The sequence below is a fragment of the Amycolatopsis sp. FDAARGOS 1241 genome, assembly GCF_016889705.1.
Lineage (GTDB): Bacteria > Actinomycetota > Actinomycetes > Mycobacteriales > Pseudonocardiaceae > Amycolatopsis.
In genome coordinates, this window is record NZ_CP069526.1 from 5,180,674 (window position 1) to 5,200,640 (window position 19,967).

The following is a 19,967-nucleotide window of genomic DNA, read 5'->3' on the forward strand; positions in this document are numbered from 1 at the left end:
TGACTCGAAGACACCAGATGAAGGCACTCGCCCTTCTCCCGGCTTTCGCGCTGGTCGGCCTGACCGTGGCCTGTGGCGCGGGCGGAAGTGGCGCCGGTGACGCGGGGAGCGGCAACAGCCCTTCCGCGGCGGCACCCGGAGGCTCGTCGGACATCCCGGCGGCCGCCAAGGACGACAAGCTCGCGGCGATGGTGCCGGCGTCGATCACGGCGGACGGCAAGATCCTGGTCGGTCAGGACCAGAGCTACCCGCCGAATGAGTTCCAGGACGAGGGCGGCAAGGTCACCGGGTTCGACGTCGACCTCGGCACCGCGATCGGCCAGAAGCTCGGCCTGAAGATGGAGTTCCAGAACTCCGCGTTCGACGGCATCATCCCCGGCATCCAGGCCGGCAAGTACGAGCTCGCGATGTCCTCGTTCAGCATCAACCCCGAGCGGCTCCAGACCGTCGACATGGTCAGCTACTACAAGGCCGGCACCTCGCTGGCCGTCCTGGAGGGCAACCCGGACGGGCTGAACCTCGACGACCTCTGCGGCAAGAAGATGGGCGTGCAGAAGGGCACCACGCAGGTCGACGACCTGCAGAAACGTTCCGAGGACTGCACCAAGGCGGGCAAGCCCGCCATCGACGTCACCCAGCTGCAGGCCCAGACGGACGTGAACCTGGCGCTGACCGCCAAGCGCGTGCAGGGCGAGCTGGCCGACTCCCCGGTGATCGACTACGCCGTGAAGCAGACCGGCGGGCGGCTCGAGGTCCTCGGCGCGCCCTACGACACGGCTCCCTACGGCATCGTGCTCAAGAAGGACAGCGGCGACTACACGAAGGCCGTGCAGCAGGCCGTGCAGGCGCTGATCGACGACGGCACCTACAAGAAGATCCTCGACAAGTGGGGCCTGTCCGGTGCGGGCGCGGTGACCACGTCGGAGATCAACCCGGCGTCCTGAGGCCAGCAGACGGACTCTCGCACGTTCGGCTACGCGCGGACGCACACAGCCGATCCTGATGAACGCGCTGTCTTTCTGCCGCGACGCAGTGGTTCCCGCGCGACGCCAAAAGCGGACGGCCCGCCGGGGTTCCGGCGGGCCGTCCTGGTGGTGTGCGCTATCGCCGGGCCAGCCGTCGCTGTCGGAGCCGGGGACGTAGGCGCCGGGCACCTGGGCCGGGAAGTAGATCTTGGAGTCGCCGGGATAGGGCTTGGTCCATCCGGTTGCTTCGTACCAGCTGAAGCGGCTCATCTGCTCCGGCGGTGCGCTGTCGACCTTGGAGTTGTCCCCGACGAACGGCTGCGACGCCTTCCACGTCTGCCATTGTGCGGCCAGGCGCATTCGACGTCAGCCGCGCCACCCTCTGCCGCAACCTGACCGCACACACCGAGGAACAGACAGCTGACGGCTGGCCAGCGGTGGTTGACTCGCGCAGCAGGTTTTTGGCGTATTCCGGTTCCACCCCTGAATAGTGCGGCACTGATCAGCCACGGCGCTGACTACCATCAGCACTGGGTGCCGCTGGTGTGGCACGCCCTAACCATGCACGTCACCGCAGACAAGCAGTCAGAGCCATGAGCAGACCGACCGGGAAACGACTACAGGCCACGTCGCCGCTCTTCACCGTCGCGTTCGCGGCGGCAGTCGTCGCCGGCTGTGACACGAACTCGCCCGGACGCACACCCGCCCCCGGCTCCACGCCGCCACCGGCAACCACGCCTGCGCCGGGCCAGGTGACCGTCACGGGCAGAGTGTTCAGGGGCACCGAACCCGGCTGCCTGCTGCTGGACACCGGGTCGGTGCAATATCTCCTCGTTGACGGCGACCGCGCCCAACTTGACCCGGGTCGCACGATAACCGTCTCCGGTCGCACCCATCCCGGCGCACCGACGACATGTCAGCAGGGCATCCCTTTTGAAGTGCAGTCAGTCCAGCCTTCCAGCTCGAGGTAAGCGGCGCATACCCGCCCGATTACGCCAGAGCACTGAATGGTTACTTACAGGTCGTCGATGCCGATCTGACAGGTGTTGCCAAGACACAAGCCGCCGGAGGCAGCCGGCTGCCTGGAGCCAACACCGGTCCAGCGCGTGACTGACGACCACGCTGCCGCGCGTTCGGCTCGGTGGGGGCGAGCCCTCGCACGGCCACCAGAGGCACCCGGCCCGATGTCTGCTCAGGCGAAGGCGAAGTAGCGGAGCCAGAGATAGGGCGCGGCGACGGCGATGGTGATGACAGTGATGATCGCGCCTTTCTTGGTGAACTCCCAGAAGGTGATGGGTGCGCCGGCGCGGGCGGCGATGCCGAGCATGACGACGTTGGCGCTGGCGCCGACCGCGGTCATGTTGCCCCCGAAGTCGGCGCCGAGGGCGAGTGACCACCACAGGGCTTGCGAGTGCGCGGGGTCGGGGATGTCGTGGGTGAGGACGAGCACGAGCGGGCTCATCGTGGCGACATAGGGGATGTTGTCGATCACCCCGGACAGGACGGTCGAGACGCCGAGGATCAGGAAGACCGCGAGCAGTGCGTTGCCGCCGGTGGCGTCGGCGGCGAGACGGGCGAGGGAGTCGATGACGCCGGTCTTGACGAGAGCGCCGATCATGATGAACAGACCGGCGAAGAACAGCAGGGTCTCCCACTCGACGCCGGCGAGGTAGTCCTGGGGGCGGGTGCCGGAGATCAGGACGAGCAGGCCGGCACCGAGGAGTGCGACCACGGACGGGTCGAGGTGCACAACCGAGTGCAGGATGAACCCGGCGAACACCAGCAGTAGGACGAGGCCGCACTTGAGCAGCAGCCGGGGTTGCTGGATGGCCTCGCGTTCGTTGAGTGTCATCACCTCGGCGCGGCGTTGGGGGTCGACGGTGAACGACCCGCGGAACAGCCACGGCAGCACCAGGGTGAACACGACCAGCGTGATGGCGACGATGGGGCCGAGGTTGAGCAGGAAGTCGTTGAACGTCAGGCCTGCGCGGCTGGCGATGATGATGTTCGGCGGGTCGCCGATCAACGTGGCGGTGCCGCCGATGTTGGAGGCGAAGACCTCGGCGATCAGGAACGGCACCGGGTTGATGTCGAGCCGGTCGCAGACCAGCAGGGTCACCGGCGCGATCAGCAACACGGTGGTCACGTTGTCGAGGAACGCCGACGCGATCGCGGTGATCAGTGCCAAGAGGACCATCACGCGCAGCGGGGAGCCCTTCGCGCGTTTGGCCGCCCAGATCGCGAGGAACTCGAACACGCCGGTGCGGCGCAAGATCCCCACGATGATCATCATCCCGAGCAGCAGGAAGATCACGTTCCAGTCGACACCGGTTTCCTCGGAGAAGAACGCATCGGCCGAGCTGCTGACCCCGGTGCCCAGCACGACGCCGGCCCCGGCGAGCGCCGCGACCATCTTGGGGATCTTCTCGGTGGCGATGAGCAGGTAGGCCACCGCGAACACGGTGATGGCGATGACGGTGCTCATGAGAGCACCGCGCGCGTGGTGCCGGCGGTCAGCGCGGGCTGAGAGCCAGCTCCAACAGCCGGGACGCGGACACGACGCCGATGAGGGTGCCCTCCTGCATCACCGCGACCAGGGGGCAGCGCAGCCGCGCCATGACTGCGGCGACCTCGACGATCGTGTCGTCGGCGTTCACCCGCGGCAACTCCGTCGGCTCCCCGGACAGCACCGATCGCACCGTCTTGCCCGCGAGTTTGTCCGCGGCCCGGTCGGCCATCGACTCGGTGAGCACACCCGCCAGCGACGGGTCGTCGCACACATAGCGCGGCACCAGGAAGCGCACCACCTGCGAGGCCGGCAGCACCGACTGCGGACAGCCACTGCCATCCGTGACGACCAACCCGGGCAGCCGACGCTCCGCCAGCAGCCGCGCCGCCGCCAAGGCATCGGAGTCCAGGTCCACAACCGGGTACTCCTCGGCCATCTCGCAGGCGCGCATCCTGCGACTCTACGACCAGCCGACGACCTCCGCGGTGGTTCGCGGATAAGCCCTGCCGCGTTCTTGACGCTCCCCGGCGGCGCGTCCGCGCCCCAGCCGACGACACGGCGCAGAACCCGACAACAGCACGACCCGCCCGGCAACCGACGTGCCGGACAGCGGCACCATAACCACGTCCGCGGACCACGCGAGGCGGGGCTACCAGCGGAGTGACGCCGGCAGCGAACGCGGGCACAACGCTGCAGCACGGCCCAGCCTGGACAATCAGAGCGGGTGTCATCGGGCTCCCACGGGTCGGCGATCCGGCTCGCACCCGACCGGGTGCGAGCGAGCCGACCAGACTTCCCGGCACTCCTGACCGTAAAGATGCCGCAAAGAGCCACCCCAGGCAAACACCCGGGCAACGGAACACAGCCCGGTGGCCCCGGCCATCGCACCACATCGCCGCCATACACGGCGTGGCCGACAGAGTCCTGCGCATGCGGACGCTGATTGCCGCAGCTCGCCGGCGGGCTCGCCGACATCGCCGTGCCCGGCCACGGGCTCATTGCCTCCTCCGTTGCGCATCCCGTGCGGCTCAGGTCAGCTTCGGGAGTTCCGGGCCTAGTTCGCGCGGAACAGAGCGGGACGGCGGATCTCCATCGCGTGCCGTGCCCTGGTGCTACTGGAGATCGTCGTCCTCGCCGTCGGTGTCGATCACGGTGTCGGGATCGCTGAGCGGTCGCAGGCCGCCGGCGAGCTCGGTGGGCAGCAGGACCGAGTATCTGCCGAGCAGGCTGATGTGGCGGTGGCGGAACGGGGCGAGCCGGGCGGCGTCCTCGTCGGGGTAGCGGGTGTTGAACAGCACGACCGCGTTGAGCACCAGCCCGAGTGCGCCGACCTGGTCTTCCATGCCTTCGTAGGCCGTCACATGTGATCGGAGCCATGGCCGCGGGCAGGAGTCGCGGACCTGGCGACGGAGGGGGCTCAGCTGCTGGAGCGGTCGCGGGTGAGCTGCCAGGCCATGGTGATCACCGTGCCCTGCCCGGTAGGCGTGACCTCGGCGTGGTCGGACAACAGCTGGATCAGCGGCAGTCCGCGGCCGCGGCGCGGGTCCGGCGCGGCGTGAGGCCGCCAGCGGCCGTGGTCGGTGACGGTGACCTGCACCGTCCGCTCGTCGTGGTGGGCGTGCAGATCGAGCGTGCCGGTGGTGCCCTCGGGGTAGGCGTGTTCGGCGGCGTTGACCAGGGCTTCGTAGACGGCGAGTTCGAGGTCGCCGATCAGCTCGTCCGGCAGGCCACGGCCGCGTGCCCAGTCGGTGAGGACGTAGCGCAGCAAAGAAGCATCGTCCAGGCGAGCGGGGCGGCGCAGGTGCAGCGCCGGAGGGTCGCCGTCGGGGTTGCTCGCCGAGCACATCGTGCGGGGTGCTCCTAATTCTCCGCTGCTCAGCGGTCGTACACGGTTGGGGGCAATGCCGGGTTTACCCCGATACGGCGCGCATATACCCGCCACGACGGCCCGGGTGCTCAGGTCGGGCGGGCGGTCAGGGCGTCCTGGGTGGTGTCGTAGTAGTCGAAGTAGTGGTCCATGCCCAGCAGCTGCAGGGTGCGCCGGATCGGGCGGGCCACGACGAGCCGGACGGTGGTGTGCTCGCCGGCGGTGAGCACGGCGTCGACCAGGACGCCGATGGCGACCGAGGAGAAGAACACGGCCCCGGTCAGGTCCAGCACCAGCACGGTCGGTTTCTCGGCGAGGGCGTGGTGCACGGTCTTCTGCAGCGTCGGGCTGGTGATTGCGTCGAATTCCCCGCCGGCGACGATGACCACGTCCTCCCCGCTATGTCGGAGGGCGACGTCAGCGGCAGGGGCCGCGCTGACGGGGTCTGCGTGGTCGGAAGGCTGCATCCATGCCATCCTCCTCGCCACCGCTGCCACACGCAGTGCCGAGGTATTCACCCCGCCAGGCGCACGCGGGAAGTGCGGCCGGGCGGGCGACGCGCTGCCGGGACATCACCCGGCGGCGGCCTGGGCGTCGGCGAGAGTGTCGAAGACGCTGAACAGGGGTTCAAGGCCGAGCAGGGCCAGGTTACGGCGGACTTCATGCGCCGCGACCAGCTGCAGAACGGTGTGCTCGCCGGCGCGGGACCGGGCGTCGACCAGGCAGCCGAACGCGGCCGAGGAGAAAAACGTCGTCCCGCTCAGATCCAGCACCAGCCGGTCCGGGGCCGGCGCGAGGGCCTCGAGAATGCCCTGCTGCAGCACGGGGGTGGTGATCACGTCGAACTCGCCACGGGCGGTGAGCACCACCGCGCCACCGGCCCGTTGTACCTGCACGTTCGCGGTCGGGACCGCCGCGGCGGCCACCTCGGACGGCGGGATCGGGTCAGGTACCTGCATAACCCTTATTTTGGCGTCCGCCCGACCGCCCCGCAGGCCAGACGCAGGACTGTGTGAGCACCAAGATCCATGCGCACGAACAAGGTGTTCATCGACTGGACCCAGAACAACCCCGCCAAAACCACCATCGCCCCCTACTCCCTCCGCGGCTGCGACACCCCCACCGCCTCCACCCCGATCACCTGGGACGAGCTCCGCGCCTGCCGCACCCCGGCCGAGCTGACCTCCACCGCCGACGACGTGCTGCACCGCGTCGGCGAGCACGGCGACCTGCTCTCGGGGCTCGACCGCACCTGCGCGGTGCTGCCCGGACGGTGACCGCCACCCTGATCGCCCCCCGCAGCGCGCCGGGGTGGCGGGGTGTACCCGGTTGAGAACAGGCGCGCGGTGAAGCCACAGGATGCCGTGCGCGGGCGCGCGACGATCAGCGGTACTGGCTGGTCGTGTATTGCTTGGACAGCTTCTTGGCGTTGGCGAGGGCGATGTCGTAGGCCGGCGACGCGGTGGTGATCTCCTGGACGCAGCCCGGGCACAACACACCGCCCGGTCCGGGCTCGGATTTCCGGCACCGGAAGCACTTCTTCAACGCCCGCTCTTCGGCGGCCACGCCCCGCATCCCTTGCTCTCATCTGCCTTCGTCGTTCCGACCGTATGCCGCGCCACCGGCACTCGACGGCCTCGACATGCCTTCGGACTGTGTGGCGTGGACACCACCACGGGTGTGCGGGCTCGGTTCAGCGCTGGTCGAGTTGGGCGCGGAGATCGGTGATGGTGTTCTCGGCGTCAGCGAGCTGGTTCTGGGTGTCGGTGAGTTGGTCTTGCAGGCCGATGATGCGGGCGGCGGCGGCGAGGGTGTGGCCGTCGTCGAGTTGTTCGCGCAGCCGGACCACGAGGGTGAGCTGGCGGCGGGAGTAGCGACGGTGGCCGCCCTCGGAGCGGTGCGGGCGCACCAAGTTCGCGGTGTCGAGGCTGCGCAGGAACGCTTCCTGCACGCCCAGCATCTTCGCGGCCTGCCCGGTGGTGAAGGCCGGGTAGTCCTGGTCGTCGAGGTTGCCCAGATCAGCCACGCAACCTCCTTCACGGGTCGTCACGTCAGTCGCTACAGATTATCTAGAGCGGATGCTTGACACAAGCTACAGTGCGCGCTATAGAAATGGAGAGGCGGTACATGACCTGGTGTCGAACACGACGACGTTGCCGGGGAGTGATCGACGATGCCGGACACCACTCGCCGCGCGGCGGTGACCAGCGGGGTCGCTGAGCTGGTCTGTGCCGACGTGGCCTGGTTGCGTGCGGAGTTCGACGCGATCGTGACCGCCAACTTCGGGGTTCTGCCTCCTCTCTCTGCGCCGCGTCCCGGCGGTGCGGGCCCGCGGCGACCGGGCTGCCCGGCCCGGGCCGCCCGTGCCCGCCACCGGGCCTACGTGACGCCGGTGATCCGGGGCGGGCATCGGCAGCGGTCGCCTCCGCCGACCGGGTCTGCCCTGTGGTCAGCAACCCCGATGGTGATCCCGGAAAGGCAGGTGATGCCGCACGGCCACGTCTGGAGCCCGGCCCCGGGCGGGTGGTGCCTATTTCGACGGCCCGGCCGAGGAGACCCCAGCGGCGGTCCCGGCCCCGCGTCTCATGGCGCATTTTCGCGACAGCCCCACCCCCCCGGTGACGCCTCCGGTGTGACCCGGTCCCAGCACGTTTCAGCACCTTCTCTTCTGTACGAACTGGTAACCGGCCTCGCCGCTGCCTCAGGTGGCGGCGAGGCCCGGATCTTCACCGGCCACGCTGAACCATTAGCGTAAAGTCACAAAGATCTACAATTGCGGAAACAGTATTACTGAGCGATTCGTTAGCAGGTTGAGGACAGGTTGAGCGAGCCGCCTCCGGCCCCACCAGCACGCCGGGTGGCGGTGCTTAGGGAAGGAGAGTAGGAGGCGCATGGTCATGTTGATGCGGACTGACCCGTTCCGGGAGCTGGACCGGCTCACCCAGCAGTTTTTCGGCGCCAGCGGCACCGCCACCCGGCCGGCGGTGATGCCGATGGACGCCTACCGCTCCGGCAACGAGTACGTGGTGCAGTTCGACCTGCCCGGCGTCAAGCCGGACTCGATCGATCTGGACGTGGAGCGCAACGTACTCACCGTCAAGGCCGAACGCACCCCCAGCTATGAAGAGGGTGCCGAGGTCCAGGTGTCCGAGCGGCCTCGCGGGGTGTTCTCCCGGCAACTGTTTTTGGGCGACACCCTCGACGCGGACAACATCGCCGCGGACTACGACGCGGGCGTGCTGACGCTGCGGGTGCCGATCGCCGAACAGGCCAAGCCCCGCAAGATCGCGATCAGTGGCGGCGGCGAGGCCAAGCAGATCAACGCCTGAGCGGCCGAACCCGGTCCACCCCGCATTCCGGCCCCCGCCCCACACCGCGGCATTTTCCGCCCGCGGGCGGGGGCCGGAATCGTTGCGGCCCGCCATCGCGGGGCGGGGCGGGGGCCGGGGAGACGCAGGGAGAAGAGCACAATGACCGACGCCGACACGGTGCAGGACCAATTGGATCAGGCTCACCGGCAGCTGGCCGCGGCCGAGCGTCTTCTGTCCGCACGCGCGCCCGGACCGGATGAGCTGCACGCCGCGGTCGACGGCGCCGTACGGATCAGCACCGTGCTGGCCGATCTGGTCGCCACCGTAATGCGCCAGGCCCCGGCCATCCTCGATCACAACGGCGGCGGCTCGATGCTGGACGATCTGCTGGCCGACCTGCGCCATGCACGGCTGCCTGACCACCGGACCGCTGCCGCTCGCCCCGGCCCGCGACGACCTGGAACACACCTCATCGCCCACCCGAACGGAGAACAGGCCGTGCTCGACGACGCCCCGGCCCACGATGTCGCCGACCAGCAGCGCCCGGCCCGCCCCGAGCCGGGCGAGGACGAGCTGCCCCTGACCGGCGTCGGGAACCTGCTGGAAGCCGATCCCGCCGACGTTGCCGACCAGCGGCGTGACGCGCCGGTGCTCGAGGAAGGCGAACCCTGGCCCTGATCCCCAGCCGGGCGAGCAAGACAGGAAGGAAGCACCCACGATGGGCACCAGCCGGCAACCGGCCACGATCGCCACCGCGCTGGCCACCACGGCCCGTACGCTTCGCCGCGCGGTCCACGCGACCGACCCTGCCGTCCCGCCCGGCCCGGACCAGCTGCGCGAGACCGGCTGGCAGCTGATCCAGCTCACCGGCGAGCTGACCGACCTGGTCACCGTACTGGCCGAACACACCGGCCAGCACACCCAGCACCCGCACCGGATCATCCGTGCCGGCGGCGACACGCCGGCCACCGCGTCGCTGGCCCGCGCCTGCCGGGAACTGGCCACCCTGCGCCAAGCCCTCGACACCGCCCACACCGCGGCCCGCGACTACTACACCGCGATCAGCCACCTCAGCCCAGCCGGGCCCGAACCCCTCCGACCCTCGCCATGACCACCTCGCACCCCGCAGGCCCGCCCGACCCGTACGCGGTACTCGGCCTGGACCCCAGCGCCAACGCCGCCGAGATCACCGCGGCCTACCGGCGCGCGGTCCGCGACTGCCACCCCGACACGGCGCGCCCCGACCGCGACCGGCTCGCCGCCGTGATCGCCGCCTACCGCCACCTACGCGATCATCACCCGCAACCGCCCGCCACCGGTCACCGGCACTCCCCGCACGCCCACGAGATCCCCGTGCGCGTGCACCCCCGCACCACCCCACCGACACCCGACCTGCGCGCCGGCCCCGTCCACCGCCACACCGAGCGCGGCTGACCCTCCGGCCCGCAGCGGACAGGTACACCGCCGCGTCAGCAGTCGCTCATAACCGCCCCGCGAGGACCGGACCTGGCTAGACGCGACCGCGCGGGACGCCCGTGAAGGCGGGCAGGGTGTGTTCGGGCACCGAGGTGCATGACCAGATGTACCTGCCCACCCACGGATCGGCGGTGGGCGAGTTCCGCGTCATCGGTTCTGCGGTGCGCGGAACCCGGAGCAAGCGGTCGGTCCGCACAGACCGCGCACAAGACCCGCCGACAGGACTCCCCACACGCTCATCGCCTACGACCACTGATCAATGAGCACCTACTTGTCTGGGTCGGCCGTTTCCTCGCTGATCTGACGGGTCAGCCGTGGCGAAGAGGGCGAGGCCGGAAATCTCGGGACTTGCTGCATGGAAACCACATCGAGACCCAGGACGCTGACCAGGGTGAGTAAGCGGTGCAGGCGTTCCTCGTCGGGGACGTGGCAGTGGATGATCGTCTCGGGTGGGGCGGCGGTGACTTCCAGGTCGCAGAACCCGAGGATGGCGTGGGTGGCGCGGTCGGACAGGCGCCCCGACACGCGGAACACGTAGTGGGACTGGGACACGGCGCCTCCCGGGTTTCCCCTCGGCGCCAGCATCGTGAGCGGTCCGAGGTGTGTCCTCGCCCGTACTTGATGAGGCCGGTGTCCGCGCGGTTCGCGAACACGGACGTCGAGTCACGGTCTCGCTGGCGCGGATGCTGACCGGGGGCGACCGACCGGCGCGACGCTGCTATTCGCGACCATGCCGCCGCTTTGTGCGCGTTCGTAGCCAAGTTCGGTCAGGGAGCCGCTCGGCCGGATCGGCGGCGGGGCAACGTGCGCTCGTCGGGCCGGTGGCCGTACCGCGGCCGTACCCGCCGACGGAAGTGGGCGGCGCTGTTTGCACGGGCATCGCTCAAGTCGGCCAGGCACCGTCTTTCTCGTCGGCCGCGTGATCGCGCCATGGCAACCGCAGCCACTGCGGTCGGCCTCATCTGCGGCGGGTGTTCCGCACCCGTCGTCACGGTGCGTCGATGGGTGAAGGAGGTTCGAGATGTGCCGTTGGCTCGCGTACTCCGGCTCGCCGGTGTCTCTGGAAGATCTTCTCTACAAGCCCGAGAACTCCCTCGTGATGCAGAGCAAACAGGCGCGTTTGGGTGTGGAAACCACGAACGGTGACGGCTTCGGCGTCGGCTGGTACGGAAACCTGGCCACGCCCGGGCTGTTCCTCAGCACCGAGCCGGCCTGGAACGACCGCAACCTCCGCGAGATCGCCGCACAGGTCGAGTCCGGGCGGGTGTTCGCGCATGTGCGGGCGTCCACCGGCTCGGCCGTGCAGCAGACCAACTGCCACCCGTTCCGGCACGGCAGATGGCTGTGGATGCACAACGGCCTCATCGAGGACTTCCCCTCCGTCCGGCGTGAACTCGCGATGGTCGTCGACCCCGTGCTCTTCCCCGAAATCCAGGGGTCGACGGATTCCGAGATCCTCTTCTATCTCGCCTTGACCTTCGGCCTGGAACAGGACCCGGTGGCGGGCGTGGCCCAGGCCGTGGCGGTGGTCGAGCAGACCGGACGGCGGCACGGGACCGTTCACCCGATACAGATGACGGTCGCCACCACCGACGGCGACAGCACCTAGGCCTTCCGCTATTCCAGCGAGGGCCGTTCCCGGTCCCTCTTCCACAGCACCGACGTCTCCACCCTCCGCCGCCAGTACCCGGACAACCCGGCGCTGCACGTGCTGTCCGACGATGCCCGCCTCGTCGTGTCGGAGCCACTGGGTGACCTTCACGGGGCGTGGCGTGAGGTGCCGGAAGCCACCTGCGTCGTGACACACGCCGGTACCCAGGAGATCCGATCGTTTTCGCCGCAGTTGTCCGGAGCCCTGCGTTGACCAGGTCCGATCCGGCTCGAACGACTCGGCTGGACGCGCGACCGCGCCCGCATCGCCAGTGCCCGTGGGCGGCCACCACCGGGTTTCACCCCGCCGCCCGCCCCGGCGCATCGACCGCTCCGGCCTACCCACCCGGCCGGAGCGCGGTCCGCAGTCGCGGTTCCTGGTGGGCAGCTCGTAGCCGACGCAGAAGAAAGGACCGATGGACCAACGCCGCTGCGCAGCAGCTCGGCTTCTTGCCGACGCGCGGGACAGGCCGGCTCAGGTGAGGCCGGCGCCCTTGGCGTACCGATTGCGGGGGCGTAGCGCGAGACCTTGGGAGGAAGGAAGGTGAGTGGGCATGACCCGACTGGGCGCGCACGATGGTGGTCGGAACGGATGGCTCGCCCGGTGCCGAGGAAGCGGTGCGGTGGGCGGCAAGGATGGCGTCGCAGCGGAACCTGGATCTTGTCATCGCGCATGGCTTGGAGGTCACCGTCCTGTTCTACGGTGCCGGCGTTGCCGGGATGGGCGAGGTGTTCGACCTGGCCCAGCGGGCTGCCGAAAGTATCGTCGCCGACGCCCGACGGGCGGCGCTCGCGGTGGACAGCTCGCTCACGATCACCACGGAAACGGTGTCCGAAACGGCCGCGGCCGTCCTGGTCCACCTGTCAAGCAAGGCACGCATGGTCGTACTCGGCCGTAGCGGCATTGGCGCGGTCGGCGGAATGCTCATCGGCTCGGCGGTGGCGACGGTCGTGAGTCAGGCGCAGTGCCCGGTGGCGGTCGTGCGGGACCGGGACGGAACGGTGCCAACGGTGGGGACGGTGGTCGTCGGCGTCGACGGCAGCCCCAACAGCGAGCAGGCGGTCGGGGTCGCCTTCGAGGAGGCGTCGTTGCGCGGTGTGCCGCTGACGGCGGTGCACGCCTGGAGCGACCTCACCTACGAAGGCATATACGGAACGGCGCGGTTGATGCCGCCATGGGACGCCATCGAGCCGGATGCGATGCGCTTGCTGGCCCAGCGGCTGGCAGGCCGGCAGGAGCAACACCCGGACGTCGAGGTGCGTCGCCGCCTGGTGCGCAACAATCCCCGAAAGGCATTGCTGGAGGAGTCGAAGCACGCCCAGCTGGTAGTGGTCGGCAGCCGCGGCCGAGGCGGGTTCAAAGGGCTGCTGCTGGGATCGACCAGCCAGGCACTGGTCCGGCGCGCACAGTGCCCCGTACTGGTCGTCCGCCCAGAACCCGTCACATGAGGGCGCCGATCGCGGCCGCGGAAACGAACTCGGTCTCGCTCAGGTCCACCACCAGCACACGAGGCACTGCGGCGAGGGCGTCGTGATCGCGTCGAGCTCACCGCGAGCGGCTAGCACCACGCCCTCACCGCATGTCGAAGCGCGACGTCGGCCGCGAGCGGGCTCGTGCTGATCATGGGGTCGGCTTCGGAAGGATTCACCATCAGGCTCATCCTCCTCGCCGCCACGACACACCGCAGGTCGGCAGGACTGCGCACGGTAAACGCGTCGAGCGGCGACGTGCGTGCTCAGCCGGAGAATGTTGCGCGCGTTGCGCTCGCGCTTCTCAACGTGTCGAAGGACCCCAACACCACGGCCCTCAGCGTGAGCTGATCGTCGCCGTGCTCGGCGGCGAGCCGACTTCCTCGGCCGCTGCCACAAAAGATCTTGTAACGCTACCCGGCTGATCTCAGTCTTAAGGCCCAGCATTGTGGATACGCGCCGAGGTGCATGCCGCATGTGACCCCGCCGGCAGGATCCTCCCCCAGCCTGCCGGCGGGCCGCATTGCGCGAGTGCGCCACGTCGCTGCGAGAGGCCGGCGTTCGGCCGGGCCGACGAGAATTCGGGGGCCGCGATGCGCGAGAGCTTTCACGACGAGCTGGACCGCCTCAGCGCACAGCTGAAGGGGATGTGCAGGCTCGCGGCCGAGGCGATCCGCCGAGCCAGCAGGGCACTGCTGAGCGCCGACCTGGAGCTGGCCGAGCGGGTGATCGCCGCCGATGCCGAGATCGACTGGGCCCGCGCCGACTGCGAAACGCACGCCCAGACCCTGCTGGCCCTGCAAGCGCCCAAGGCCCACGACCTGCGTTCCATCCTGGCCGCCATCTACTGCGCCGACCGGCTCGAGCGGATGGGCGACCTGGCCGCACACATCGCCGGCACCGTCCGCTTCACCCACCCCCACCACGCCGTTCCCGCCGAGCTCGAAACCACCTTCGCCGAAATGGGCGACGCCGCCGCGAGCATGGCCGACCGGCTCGCCGAACTGATCACCCGCCACTGCCCGTGCGGATTCGCCGACCTCGCCGACACCGACCAGACCATCGACACCAGGCACACCCGCATCCTGGCCCTGATCACCAGCGACCAGTGGCCCCACTGCGTCCAGACAGCCGCCAACCTCGCCCTGCTCGCCCGGTTCTACGAACGCTTCGGCGACCAAGCCGTCGCCGTCGCGAACCGGCTGGGCTTCGCCGACACCGGCGAACTTCCCTTCCACACCCACACCTGACCCGGGCCCGCCGGGACCGTGATCGGTTCACACGTTGCCGTTGGGCGGACACAACCAGCCCGTCAGCGATGTTCCGAAGGAGACGGGTTCGATCACTCTGGTCTCTGATTATCTCTACCGCAAGATGGAACCCGAATTCTTCGCGTTCGCCTCGGTGGACGGTGCGATCGAGGCAGCCGTCAAATCACTCGCCCTCGAACTCGCTCCCTTGGCGTCAACGCCATCGCGCCCGGACCGATCGACACCCACGCACGCCGCATGGACGAGGCAGCCCACCGTAGCTACCGCGACCAGGTCTCAGCGCAGCCGGCGCTCGGCCGGCCCGGCACGGCTGAGGAGGTCGCACATTCCGCCGTCTATCTGATGGAAAACAGTTTCACCACCGGTATCACTCTGGACGTAGACAGTGGGTGGCAAGCGGTAACAGAGCGGACGTCGTCCCGGGCGATGCTCTCACACTCGACGGTCGCCCAGACGTGATTGCGCCGGGTCGCACCAATAAGGAGCGAACCCATACCAAGTGACTTCGCATTGACCCCCGAGCAGCGCCGACTCCAGGTAGCTGCCCGCGACTTCGCCCATGATGTCCTCGGCGACGTCGACAAAATCACCAGCCATGCGCCAATTCCCCGTGAGCGACCAGCAAAGCGCTATCGGTCCTCTTGGTTCCGCCAGTGCGTGCTCTGACACGGCGGACGTGTCAGGCTCTCGACGCCAACGCCCCCGAGGGGCCCGAACTCGCGCTGCATACCAAGGTCTTCGCGTCAGAAACCGCTGTCAGCACGATCAATCGTTTCCTCCGCGTTGTAGACGTGGACAGCTACAGCTACGACGTGCCCTGGCAAGACTTCTTCAGGACGCGCAGGCTTACCCGCTGTTCGACGGGAGCAGCGATGGCTGCCCGGCGTCGAACCACGCCATTAGCCATCGAGTCCACACCAGACAGATCATGTGGTTGTGCCATGCCCGTTGAACCGATCACGCCAAGACATCCGAACCGACCTGCCATCAGGCACGTCCCGACGCGCGGGCGGGCCGATGGACCCGCGTAGCCTGCAGGTGATCGTCACCGTTCTCATCGCGGTGGTGGCACTGAGCGAGCTCGCCGTGCGCATCCGTGTGACAGCCGCACTGGTGTGCTCGTCGGCGGCGTGCCCTTGGCGTTTCTAACCTGGCTGCACGACCTGCCGGTTTCGCCGAGCGTGATCTCGCTCGTGGTGTTGCCCGCGCTGCTGTACTGGGACTCGCTGACCACGTCACTGCGAGAGATCCGTTCGACCCTGAGCATGGTGCTGCTCAACTAGCTAGGCCTGGTGCTAGCGACCACCGGGACGGCGGCTGCCGCTGAGCATGCGGTGGGGCTGAGCTGATCGGCTGCCTGGCTCCTCGGCGCGATCCTCGCCCCGACCGACGCCTCGGCGATCGGGCGTGCCACGGCCGGCCTTCCACGGCGGATGACCACGATGCTGCGCGCGGAAAGTATGGTCAGTGACGGAGTTTCAGCCACCAGTGCGCCCAGCAACACCAACTCCAACTCAACCTGCCCGAGACGACTTCGATATAGGCCCTAGCCCCGCCAGCTCATCGAGAGCCTGCAGCCCGTCGGTCGTATGGGCGAGGTCGCCGACGTCGTCGATGCGGTCGTCTACCTCGAGAACGCGCCGTTCGTCACCGGCGAGATCCTCCACGTCGACCGCGTCATGAGCGCCGCCGCCGACCACGCCCAGCCACACCTTTCAGGAGCACCAGCGCAGGACGGAAGCTGCCGAATTGGTTCACACCTCGACGTAGATCTCGTCATCCTCGACCACGACGGGGTAGGTCGCGACCGGCTCCTCCGCCGGCAGGCCGCTCACCTCGCCCGTCCGGACGTTGAAGCGCGAACCGTGCGCCGGGCATTCGACGTCCTCGCCGTCCAGATCCCCGTCGGACAGCTCGATCCACTCGTGGCTGCAGATGTCGCTCAGCGCGAAGACCTCGCCGGACTCGAGGCGCGCCAGGCAGATCTGCTTGCCCTCGGCGGTCACTGACTTGAGCGGGTTCCCTTGCAGGTCCGCGAGCTTGGCGACCAAGCACTTCACCATGTTCGTCCTTCGGTGTCGGTGTGGTGGACCGGGTTCATACCGCGGCGGGCTCGTACCCCGGCGGCAGGGTCACGGACTTCAGCTCGAGGAAGGCCCCCAATCCCTCGACGGCGCGTTCGGCACCCATCCCCGAGTGCTTGCGCCCGGCGAACGGGCCGCCACCCCCAGCGGGCGGCCCGCCGTTGACCTGGACGGTTCCGGTCACGATCCGGGTGGCGACGCGGATCCCCTCCTCCGCGTCGGTCGCGAAGACCGCGCCGCCCAGGCCGTACTTGCTGTCGTTCGCGATGGCGATCGCTTCGTCCTCGTCCGAGTAGGTGATGACGGACAGCACGGGACCGAAGATCTCCTCCTGGGCGATCTCCATGCCGTTGTCCACGTCGACGAAGACGGTCGGCTCGAAGTACCACCCCGTGGGCCGGTCGGCGGGACGGACCCCACCCAGCACGACCTTCGCGCCCTGCGCCCGGCCGGAGGCCACGAACTGCTCGACCTTCTCGAGCTGCCGTTTGGCGGCGAGGGGACCGAAGTCGGTGTCCGGCTCGTGCGGATCACCGAGCTTCATCGCCGAGATGTGGTCCACGAGCTGCTGCACGACGCGATCCCGGTCGTCCTCGTGCACGATCACCCGGTTCGTGGACACGCAGATCTGGCCGCTGTTGCGCAGCGAACCGCCGACCAGCGAGGGGACGTACTCCGTCATGTCCGTGCCGGGCAGGACGACCGCCGCCGACTTGCCACCGAGTTCGAGGGTCACCCCGCGGAACCGCGCGGCGCAGGTCTGGGCGATCACGTGCCCGCCGCCCGTGCTGCCGGTGAAGGTCACGTGGTCGATCCCGGGGTGGTCGACCAGGTGCGCGCCCACCGGCACCCCGCCGTTGACGATGCTCAGGACACCCTCGGGCAAACCGGCCTCGATCGCGGCCTCCCCCAGCAAGTACGCCGACAGCGGCGATTCGGGTGCGGGCTTGACGACGATCGGGCAGCCCATCAGGAGTGCCGGGAAGATCTTGGAAACCTCGACCGCGATCGGCGAGTTCCACGGGGTGACGCCGGCGACCACGCCGACCGGCTCGCGCAGCACGAGGACTTTGCCGACAACACCTTCGCGGACCTCCGCGAAGGCGATCTTCTCGGCGTCGGCGACGTAGCGTTCGAGCGAAGGACGGAGACCGTCGAAGTTCTCGACGGCGAACTTGTGCGTCATGCCCATCTCGTCGATCTGCAGTCGCAGCGCCGGCTCACGGCGGGCTTCGACGGCGGCCACGAATCGGCGCAGGTGCTCGGCGCGTTCGGCCACGCTCAGCCGCGGCCACGGCCCGTCGTCGAACGCGGCGCGAGCCGCGGCGACGGCCGCGTCGACCTCGTCGGTGGTCGCGACGGGGACGCGTCCCACCACCTCTTCGGTCGAGGGGGACACGACGTCGAGGAACTCGCTGCCCCGGGCGGAAACCCAGCGGCCACCGATGAAGTGGTCCTCGCGTTCGAACATGCTCGCAGCCTTTCACCAAGGTCGAAGTCGTGTCAACTGAAACGTTGACCGGGGTCGGGTCAAGCGTCGCGGAGCACCTTGAGCAAGGTGCCCAGTGCGTCGAGGTCGATGCCGTAATAGCCCAGCGGGACGGTGAAGTGGGTGACGCCGAGCGCCACCAGGCGCTTCGCGCGGGTGATCGCCCGTTCGGCCAGGTCGTCGAAGGACCCGGCCGCGTTCCAGTCGGAGGTCCGGGTCAGCGAAGCCCGGATCCCGACCGTGGCCGGATCCCGGCCGTGTTCCGCGCACGCGGCCCGGATCACGTCGACCGACGCCGAGATTTCGGCGTCGTCGGCTGCCTCCCGGGCGAGCCAGCCCTGCGCGAGGGTCGCGACCCGGCGCGCGGTGGGTTTGCTGCGCGCGTTGCCACCCCACCACACCGGAACACCGCCGGGCGTCACCGGGGCCGGCTCGCAGATCACGTCGTCGAACCGCGTCCACCGCCCCGCGAACGAGGACAGCCCCGGAGACCACAGCTCGCGGCACGCGCGGACGGCCTCTTCGGTGCGGGCCGCGCGCTCCTCGGCGGGAATGCCCATCTGCTCGAACTCGGCCGCGTTCCACCCGCCGCCCACGCCGAGCGTGAACCGGCCGCCGGAAAGAACGTCCAATGTGGACGCCTGGCGCGCCAGGACAGCGGGCGGGTGCGCGGCCGCGAGCAGGATGCCCGAGATCATCCCGATCCGCATGGTCTTCGCCGCGATCGCCCCGAACATGACCAGCGTGTCGGAGCGATCGGAGTGCTGCTCGGTACGGCTGTGCTCGAAATTGCCCGCCCCACCCGGGTGGCTCATCTCCGCGGCGTACAGGATGTGCTCGCCGTCCATGACGTCGTCGAACCCGAGCTTTTCGAATTCGACCGCCAGGTCCGGGATCTCCCGCAGGGACCCGGCGTACGACGGGACGAGCCCCGGGAGCTTGACGCCGAAAGACGCTTCCACGCTGTCGATGTCCCTTCTGGATGGTCGCCGGGGGTGCTCCGGCGCGCCCGTCAGTAGATGGAGTGGGCGGGACCGAGCAGGCCGATCTCGGCGACCTGACCGCTGAGCAGACCGCGGTCGAGCACGAGGTAGAGCATGGTCCGCGCGACGTCGTCCGCTTCGAGGAACCGGATGCCGTTCAGGCCGTAGTTCAAGTCGTCGAGCCGCCGGCGAAATTGCTCTTCGGTGACCGGCGAGGGCAGGTCGGGACAGAAGACGTCGTAGGTCGGCTGGTTGAAGAACAGGTCGGTGTCCACCGCGCCCGGGCAGATCGCGTTGACCGTGATACCGGTGTCCTTGAGCTCGAGGGCGGCGGACTTCACCAGGCCGATCACGCCCCACTTCGCGGCGATGTAGTGGGCCAGGTTCGGAGCGGTGGCCCGGGCGCCCATCGACGAGGTGGCGACGATCCGGCCCCACCCCTGCTGCTTCATCTGCGGGATGACCGCGCGGATCGCCTTGAAGATGCCGGTCAGGTTCGTGTCGACGATCGTGTTCCAGGACTCGTCGGTGGTGTTCTCGACCGTCGAGAAGTCCACGATGCCGTGGTTGGCGAGCAGGATGTCGAGCCGGCCGAACTCGGCGATCGTGCGGCCGACCGCGGCGTTCACTTCGTCGGTGCTGCGCGCGTCGACCTGCAGGCCGAGCGCCCGGACGCCGTACTCCTCGACGAGCTTGACCGTCGTGGCCAGCTGGTCGGGCGTGGCCATCGGGTAGCCGATGACCGGGACGTCCTGCCCGATGTCGGTGACCACCACGTCCGCGCCTTCGGCGGCGAGCGCCAGCGCGTGGGCTCGGCCCTGGCCGCGGGCACCTCCCGTGATGAAGGCGACCTTGCCGGCGAGCTGACCCATGTTTGCTCCTTCGTCGTTGT

The 19,967-nt window shown here is 69.0% G+C and carries 26 protein-coding genes and 1 pseudogene; 13 read left to right on the forward strand and 14 right to left on the reverse strand.

The window, feature by feature from the left end:
• The first annotated feature begins 17 nt into the window (after positions 1–17).
• A complete protein-coding gene (locus I6J71_RS25415; protein ID WP_204097242.1) occupies positions 18–944 on the forward strand; it encodes an ABC transporter substrate-binding protein in 927 nt (308 codons plus the stop codon).
• 1,213 nt (positions 945–2,157) lie between these two features.
• On the opposite strand, the gene I6J71_RS25420 is transcribed toward I6J71_RS25415, so the two are convergent.
• From I6J71_RS25420 to I6J71_RS25445, 6 genes and pseudogenes are all read right to left on the reverse strand, one after another.
• The gene (locus I6J71_RS25420) at positions 2,158–3,450 is read right to left on the reverse strand and encodes an SLC13 family permease (RefSeq protein ID WP_204089146.1); all 1,293 of its coding nucleotides are present in this window, start codon (positions 3,448–3,450) and stop codon (positions 2,158–2,160) included.
• 28 nt (positions 3,451–3,478) lie between these two features.
• Positions 3,479–3,925: a CBS domain-containing protein gene (locus I6J71_RS25425; RefSeq protein WP_204089147.1), complete on the reverse strand. Its 447-nt coding sequence runs from the start codon at positions 3,923–3,925 to the stop codon at positions 3,479–3,481.
• A 661-nt stretch (positions 3,926–4,586) separates the two neighbouring features.
• Positions 4,587–4,838 (reverse strand): annotated as a pseudogene (locus I6J71_RS25430) (hypothetical protein); the annotation flags it as partial.
• A gap of 53 nt (positions 4,839–4,891) precedes the next feature.
• Entirely contained in the window at positions 4,892–5,320 is a 429-nt protein-coding gene (locus tag I6J71_RS25435; protein ID WP_204089149.1) for an ATP-binding protein, read from the reverse strand.
• Between the two features lie 110 nt (positions 5,321–5,430).
• On the reverse strand, positions 5,431–5,808 hold the full coding sequence (locus I6J71_RS25440) for an STAS domain-containing protein (protein WP_204089150.1): 378 nt from the start codon (positions 5,806–5,808) through the stop codon (positions 5,431–5,433).
• A gap of 105 nt (positions 5,809–5,913) precedes the next feature.
• Positions 5,914–6,300 carry an STAS domain-containing protein gene (locus I6J71_RS25445; protein WP_204089151.1) on the reverse strand — a complete coding sequence of 129 codons (387 nt, stop codon included), beginning with the start codon at positions 6,298–6,300 and terminating at the stop codon, positions 5,914–5,916.
• Positions 6,301–6,369: 69 nt separating this feature from the next.
• Between I6J71_RS25445 and I6J71_RS25450 the strand changes: the two genes are divergently transcribed.
• Complete coding sequence (locus I6J71_RS25450; protein ID WP_370541972.1) at positions 6,370–6,618, forward strand: hypothetical protein; 249 nt, start codon at positions 6,370–6,372, stop codon at positions 6,616–6,618.
• Positions 6,619–6,724: 106 nt separating this feature from the next.
• Here the strand turns inward: I6J71_RS25450 and I6J71_RS25455 are convergent, their stop codons facing one another.
• Positions 6,725–6,907, reverse strand: coding sequence for a hypothetical protein (locus I6J71_RS25455; RefSeq protein WP_204089152.1), 183 nt, complete (start codon positions 6,905–6,907; stop codon positions 6,725–6,727).
• A 127-nt stretch (positions 6,908–7,034) separates the two neighbouring features.
• On the reverse strand, positions 7,035–7,367 hold the full coding sequence (locus I6J71_RS25460; protein ID WP_204089153.1) for a helix-turn-helix domain-containing protein: 333 nt from the start codon (positions 7,365–7,367) through the stop codon (positions 7,035–7,037).
• Between the two features lie 871 nt (positions 7,368–8,238).
• Here I6J71_RS25460 and I6J71_RS25465 point away from each other — a divergent pair.
• The 4 genes from I6J71_RS25465 to I6J71_RS25480 all read left to right on the forward strand — a co-directional run bounded on the left by I6J71_RS25465 (position 8,239) and on the right by I6J71_RS25480 (position 10,086).
• Positions 8,239–8,670: an Hsp20/alpha crystallin family protein gene (locus I6J71_RS25465; protein ID WP_204089154.1), complete on the forward strand. Its 432-nt coding sequence runs from the start codon at positions 8,239–8,241 to the stop codon at positions 8,668–8,670.
• A gap of 141 nt (positions 8,671–8,811) precedes the next feature.
• Positions 8,812–9,330: a hypothetical protein gene (locus I6J71_RS48835; RefSeq protein WP_239153907.1), complete on the forward strand. Its 519-nt coding sequence runs from the start codon at positions 8,812–8,814 to the stop codon at positions 9,328–9,330.
• Positions 9,331–9,370: 40 nt separating this feature from the next.
• Complete coding sequence (locus tag I6J71_RS25475) at positions 9,371–9,763, forward strand: hypothetical protein (RefSeq protein WP_204089155.1); 393 nt, start codon at positions 9,371–9,373, stop codon at positions 9,761–9,763.
• Positions 9,760–10,086, forward strand: a complete 327-nt coding sequence (locus tag I6J71_RS25480) for a J domain-containing protein (protein ID WP_204089156.1) — start codon at positions 9,760–9,762, stop codon at positions 10,084–10,086. Before I6J71_RS25475 ends, I6J71_RS25480 begins: the two co-directional genes overlap by 4 nt.
• Positions 10,087–10,395: 309 nt before the next feature.
• On the opposite strand, the gene I6J71_RS25485 is transcribed toward I6J71_RS25480, so the two are convergent.
• Complete coding sequence (locus tag I6J71_RS25485; RefSeq protein WP_204089157.1) at positions 10,396–10,680, reverse strand: hypothetical protein; 285 nt, start codon at positions 10,678–10,680, stop codon at positions 10,396–10,398.
• A gap of 469 nt (positions 10,681–11,149) precedes the next feature.
• On the opposite strand from I6J71_RS25485, the gene I6J71_RS25490 reads away from it, so the two are divergent.
• The 7 genes from I6J71_RS25490 (at position 11,150) to I6J71_RS25520 (ending at position 15,802) form a co-directional block, all read left to right on the forward strand.
• Complete coding sequence (locus I6J71_RS25490) at positions 11,150–11,737, forward strand: class II glutamine amidotransferase (RefSeq protein WP_204089158.1); 588 nt, start codon at positions 11,150–11,152, stop codon at positions 11,735–11,737.
• Positions 11,738–12,354: 617 nt separating this feature from the next.
• A complete protein-coding gene (locus tag I6J71_RS25495; protein ID WP_204089159.1) occupies positions 12,355–13,227 on the forward strand; it encodes a universal stress protein in 873 nt (290 codons plus the stop codon).
• A gap of 165 nt (positions 13,228–13,392) precedes the next feature.
• Positions 13,393–13,599 (forward strand): hypothetical protein, encoded by a 207-nt coding sequence (locus I6J71_RS25500; protein WP_204089160.1) that lies wholly within the window; start codon positions 13,393–13,395, stop codon positions 13,597–13,599.
• Positions 13,600–13,841: 242 nt separating this feature from the next.
• Entirely contained in the window at positions 13,842–14,498 is a 657-nt protein-coding gene (phoU, locus tag I6J71_RS25505) for a phosphate signaling complex protein PhoU (RefSeq protein WP_204089161.1), read from the forward strand.
• A 258-nt stretch (positions 14,499–14,756) separates the two neighbouring features.
• Complete coding sequence (locus tag I6J71_RS51075; RefSeq protein ID WP_204097244.1) at positions 14,757–14,978, forward strand: hypothetical protein; 222 nt, start codon at positions 14,757–14,759, stop codon at positions 14,976–14,978.
• A gap of 194 nt (positions 14,979–15,172) precedes the next feature.
• A complete protein-coding gene (locus I6J71_RS51080) occupies positions 15,173–15,550 on the forward strand; it encodes an acyl-CoA dehydrogenase family protein (RefSeq protein ID WP_204089162.1) in 378 nt (125 codons plus the stop codon).
• 105 nt (positions 15,551–15,655) lie between these two features.
• Entirely contained in the window at positions 15,656–15,802 is a 147-nt protein-coding gene (locus I6J71_RS25520) for a hypothetical protein (RefSeq protein WP_204089163.1), read from the forward strand.
• Positions 15,803–16,033: 231 nt separating this feature from the next.
• On the opposite strand, the gene I6J71_RS25525 is transcribed toward I6J71_RS25520, so the two are convergent.
• From I6J71_RS25525 to I6J71_RS25545, 5 genes are read right to left on the reverse strand one after another with little or no spacing between them, the layout of a single operon-like run.
• Positions 16,034–16,219, reverse strand: a complete 186-nt coding sequence (locus I6J71_RS25525; RefSeq protein WP_204089164.1) for a hypothetical protein — start codon at positions 16,217–16,219, stop codon at positions 16,034–16,036.
• Positions 16,220–16,273: 54 nt separating this feature from the next.
• Entirely contained in the window at positions 16,274–16,582 is a 309-nt protein-coding gene (locus I6J71_RS25530; RefSeq protein WP_204089165.1) for a non-heme iron oxygenase ferredoxin subunit, read from the reverse strand.
• Positions 16,583–16,616: 34 nt separating this feature from the next.
• Complete coding sequence (locus tag I6J71_RS25535) at positions 16,617–18,074, reverse strand: aldehyde dehydrogenase family protein (RefSeq protein ID WP_204089166.1); 1,458 nt, start codon at positions 18,072–18,074, stop codon at positions 16,617–16,619.
• A 59-nt stretch (positions 18,075–18,133) separates the two neighbouring features.
• A complete protein-coding gene (locus I6J71_RS25540) occupies positions 18,134–19,054 on the reverse strand; it encodes a TIGR03619 family F420-dependent LLM class oxidoreductase (RefSeq protein WP_204089167.1) in 921 nt (306 codons plus the stop codon).
• 50 nt (positions 19,055–19,104) lie between these two features.
• Entirely contained in the window at positions 19,105–19,947 is an 843-nt protein-coding gene (locus I6J71_RS25545; RefSeq protein WP_204089168.1) for a mycofactocin-coupled SDR family oxidoreductase, read from the reverse strand.
• Between the last annotated feature and the right edge of the window lie 20 nt (positions 19,948–19,967).

Coding starts and splice junctions, on each gene's coding strand:
- phoU (WP_204089161.1), top strand. CDS start 13,842: ATGCGCGAGAGCTTTCACGACGAGCTGGACCGCCTCAGCGCACAGCTG.
- I6J71_RS25490 (WP_204089158.1), top strand. CDS start 11,150: ATGTGCCGTTGGCTCGCGTACTCCGGCTCGCCGGTGTCTCTGGAAGAT.
- I6J71_RS25475 (WP_204089155.1), top strand. CDS start 9,371: ATGGGCACCAGCCGGCAACCGGCCACGATCGCCACCGCGCTGGCCACC.
- I6J71_RS25435 (WP_204089149.1), bottom strand. CDS start 5,320: ATGTGCTCGGCGAGCAACCCCGACGGCGACCCTCCGGCGCTGCACCTG.
- I6J71_RS25465 (WP_204089154.1), top strand. CDS start 8,239: ATGTTGATGCGGACTGACCCGTTCCGGGAGCTGGACCGGCTCACCCAG.
- I6J71_RS51075 (WP_204097244.1), top strand. CDS start 14,757: ATGGACGAGGCAGCCCACCGTAGCTACCGCGACCAGGTCTCAGCGCAG.
- I6J71_RS25415 (WP_204097242.1), top strand. CDS start 18: ATGAAGGCACTCGCCCTTCTCCCGGCTTTCGCGCTGGTCGGCCTGACC.
- I6J71_RS25545 (WP_204089168.1), bottom strand. CDS start 19,947: ATGGGTCAGCTCGCCGGCAAGGTCGCCTTCATCACGGGAGGTGCCCGC.
- I6J71_RS25535 (WP_204089166.1), bottom strand. CDS start 18,074: ATGTTCGAACGCGAGGACCACTTCATCGGTGGCCGCTGGGTTTCCGCC.
- I6J71_RS25480 (WP_204089156.1), top strand. CDS start 9,760: ATGACCACCTCGCACCCCGCAGGCCCGCCCGACCCGTACGCGGTACTC.
- I6J71_RS25530 (WP_204089165.1), bottom strand. CDS start 16,582: ATGGTGAAGTGCTTGGTCGCCAAGCTCGCGGACCTGCAAGGGAACCCG.
- I6J71_RS25425 (WP_204089147.1), bottom strand. CDS start 3,925: ATGCGCGCCTGCGAGATGGCCGAGGAGTACCCGGTTGTGGACCTGGAC.
- I6J71_RS25440 (WP_204089150.1), bottom strand. CDS start 5,808: ATGCAGCCTTCCGACCACGCAGACCCCGTCAGCGCGGCCCCTGCCGCT.
- I6J71_RS25445 (WP_204089151.1), bottom strand. CDS start 6,300: ATGCAGGTACCTGACCCGATCCCGCCGTCCGAGGTGGCCGCCGCGGCG.
- I6J71_RS48835 (WP_239153907.1), top strand. CDS start 8,812: ATGACCGACGCCGACACGGTGCAGGACCAATTGGATCAGGCTCACCGG.
- I6J71_RS25420 (WP_204089146.1), bottom strand. CDS start 3,450: ATGAGCACCGTCATCGCCATCACCGTGTTCGCGGTGGCCTACCTGCTC.
- I6J71_RS25450 (WP_370541972.1), top strand. CDS start 6,370: ATGCGCACGAACAAGGTGTTCATCGACTGGACCCAGAACAACCCCGCC.
- I6J71_RS25495 (WP_204089159.1), top strand. CDS start 12,355: ATGGTGGTCGGAACGGATGGCTCGCCCGGTGCCGAGGAAGCGGTGCGG.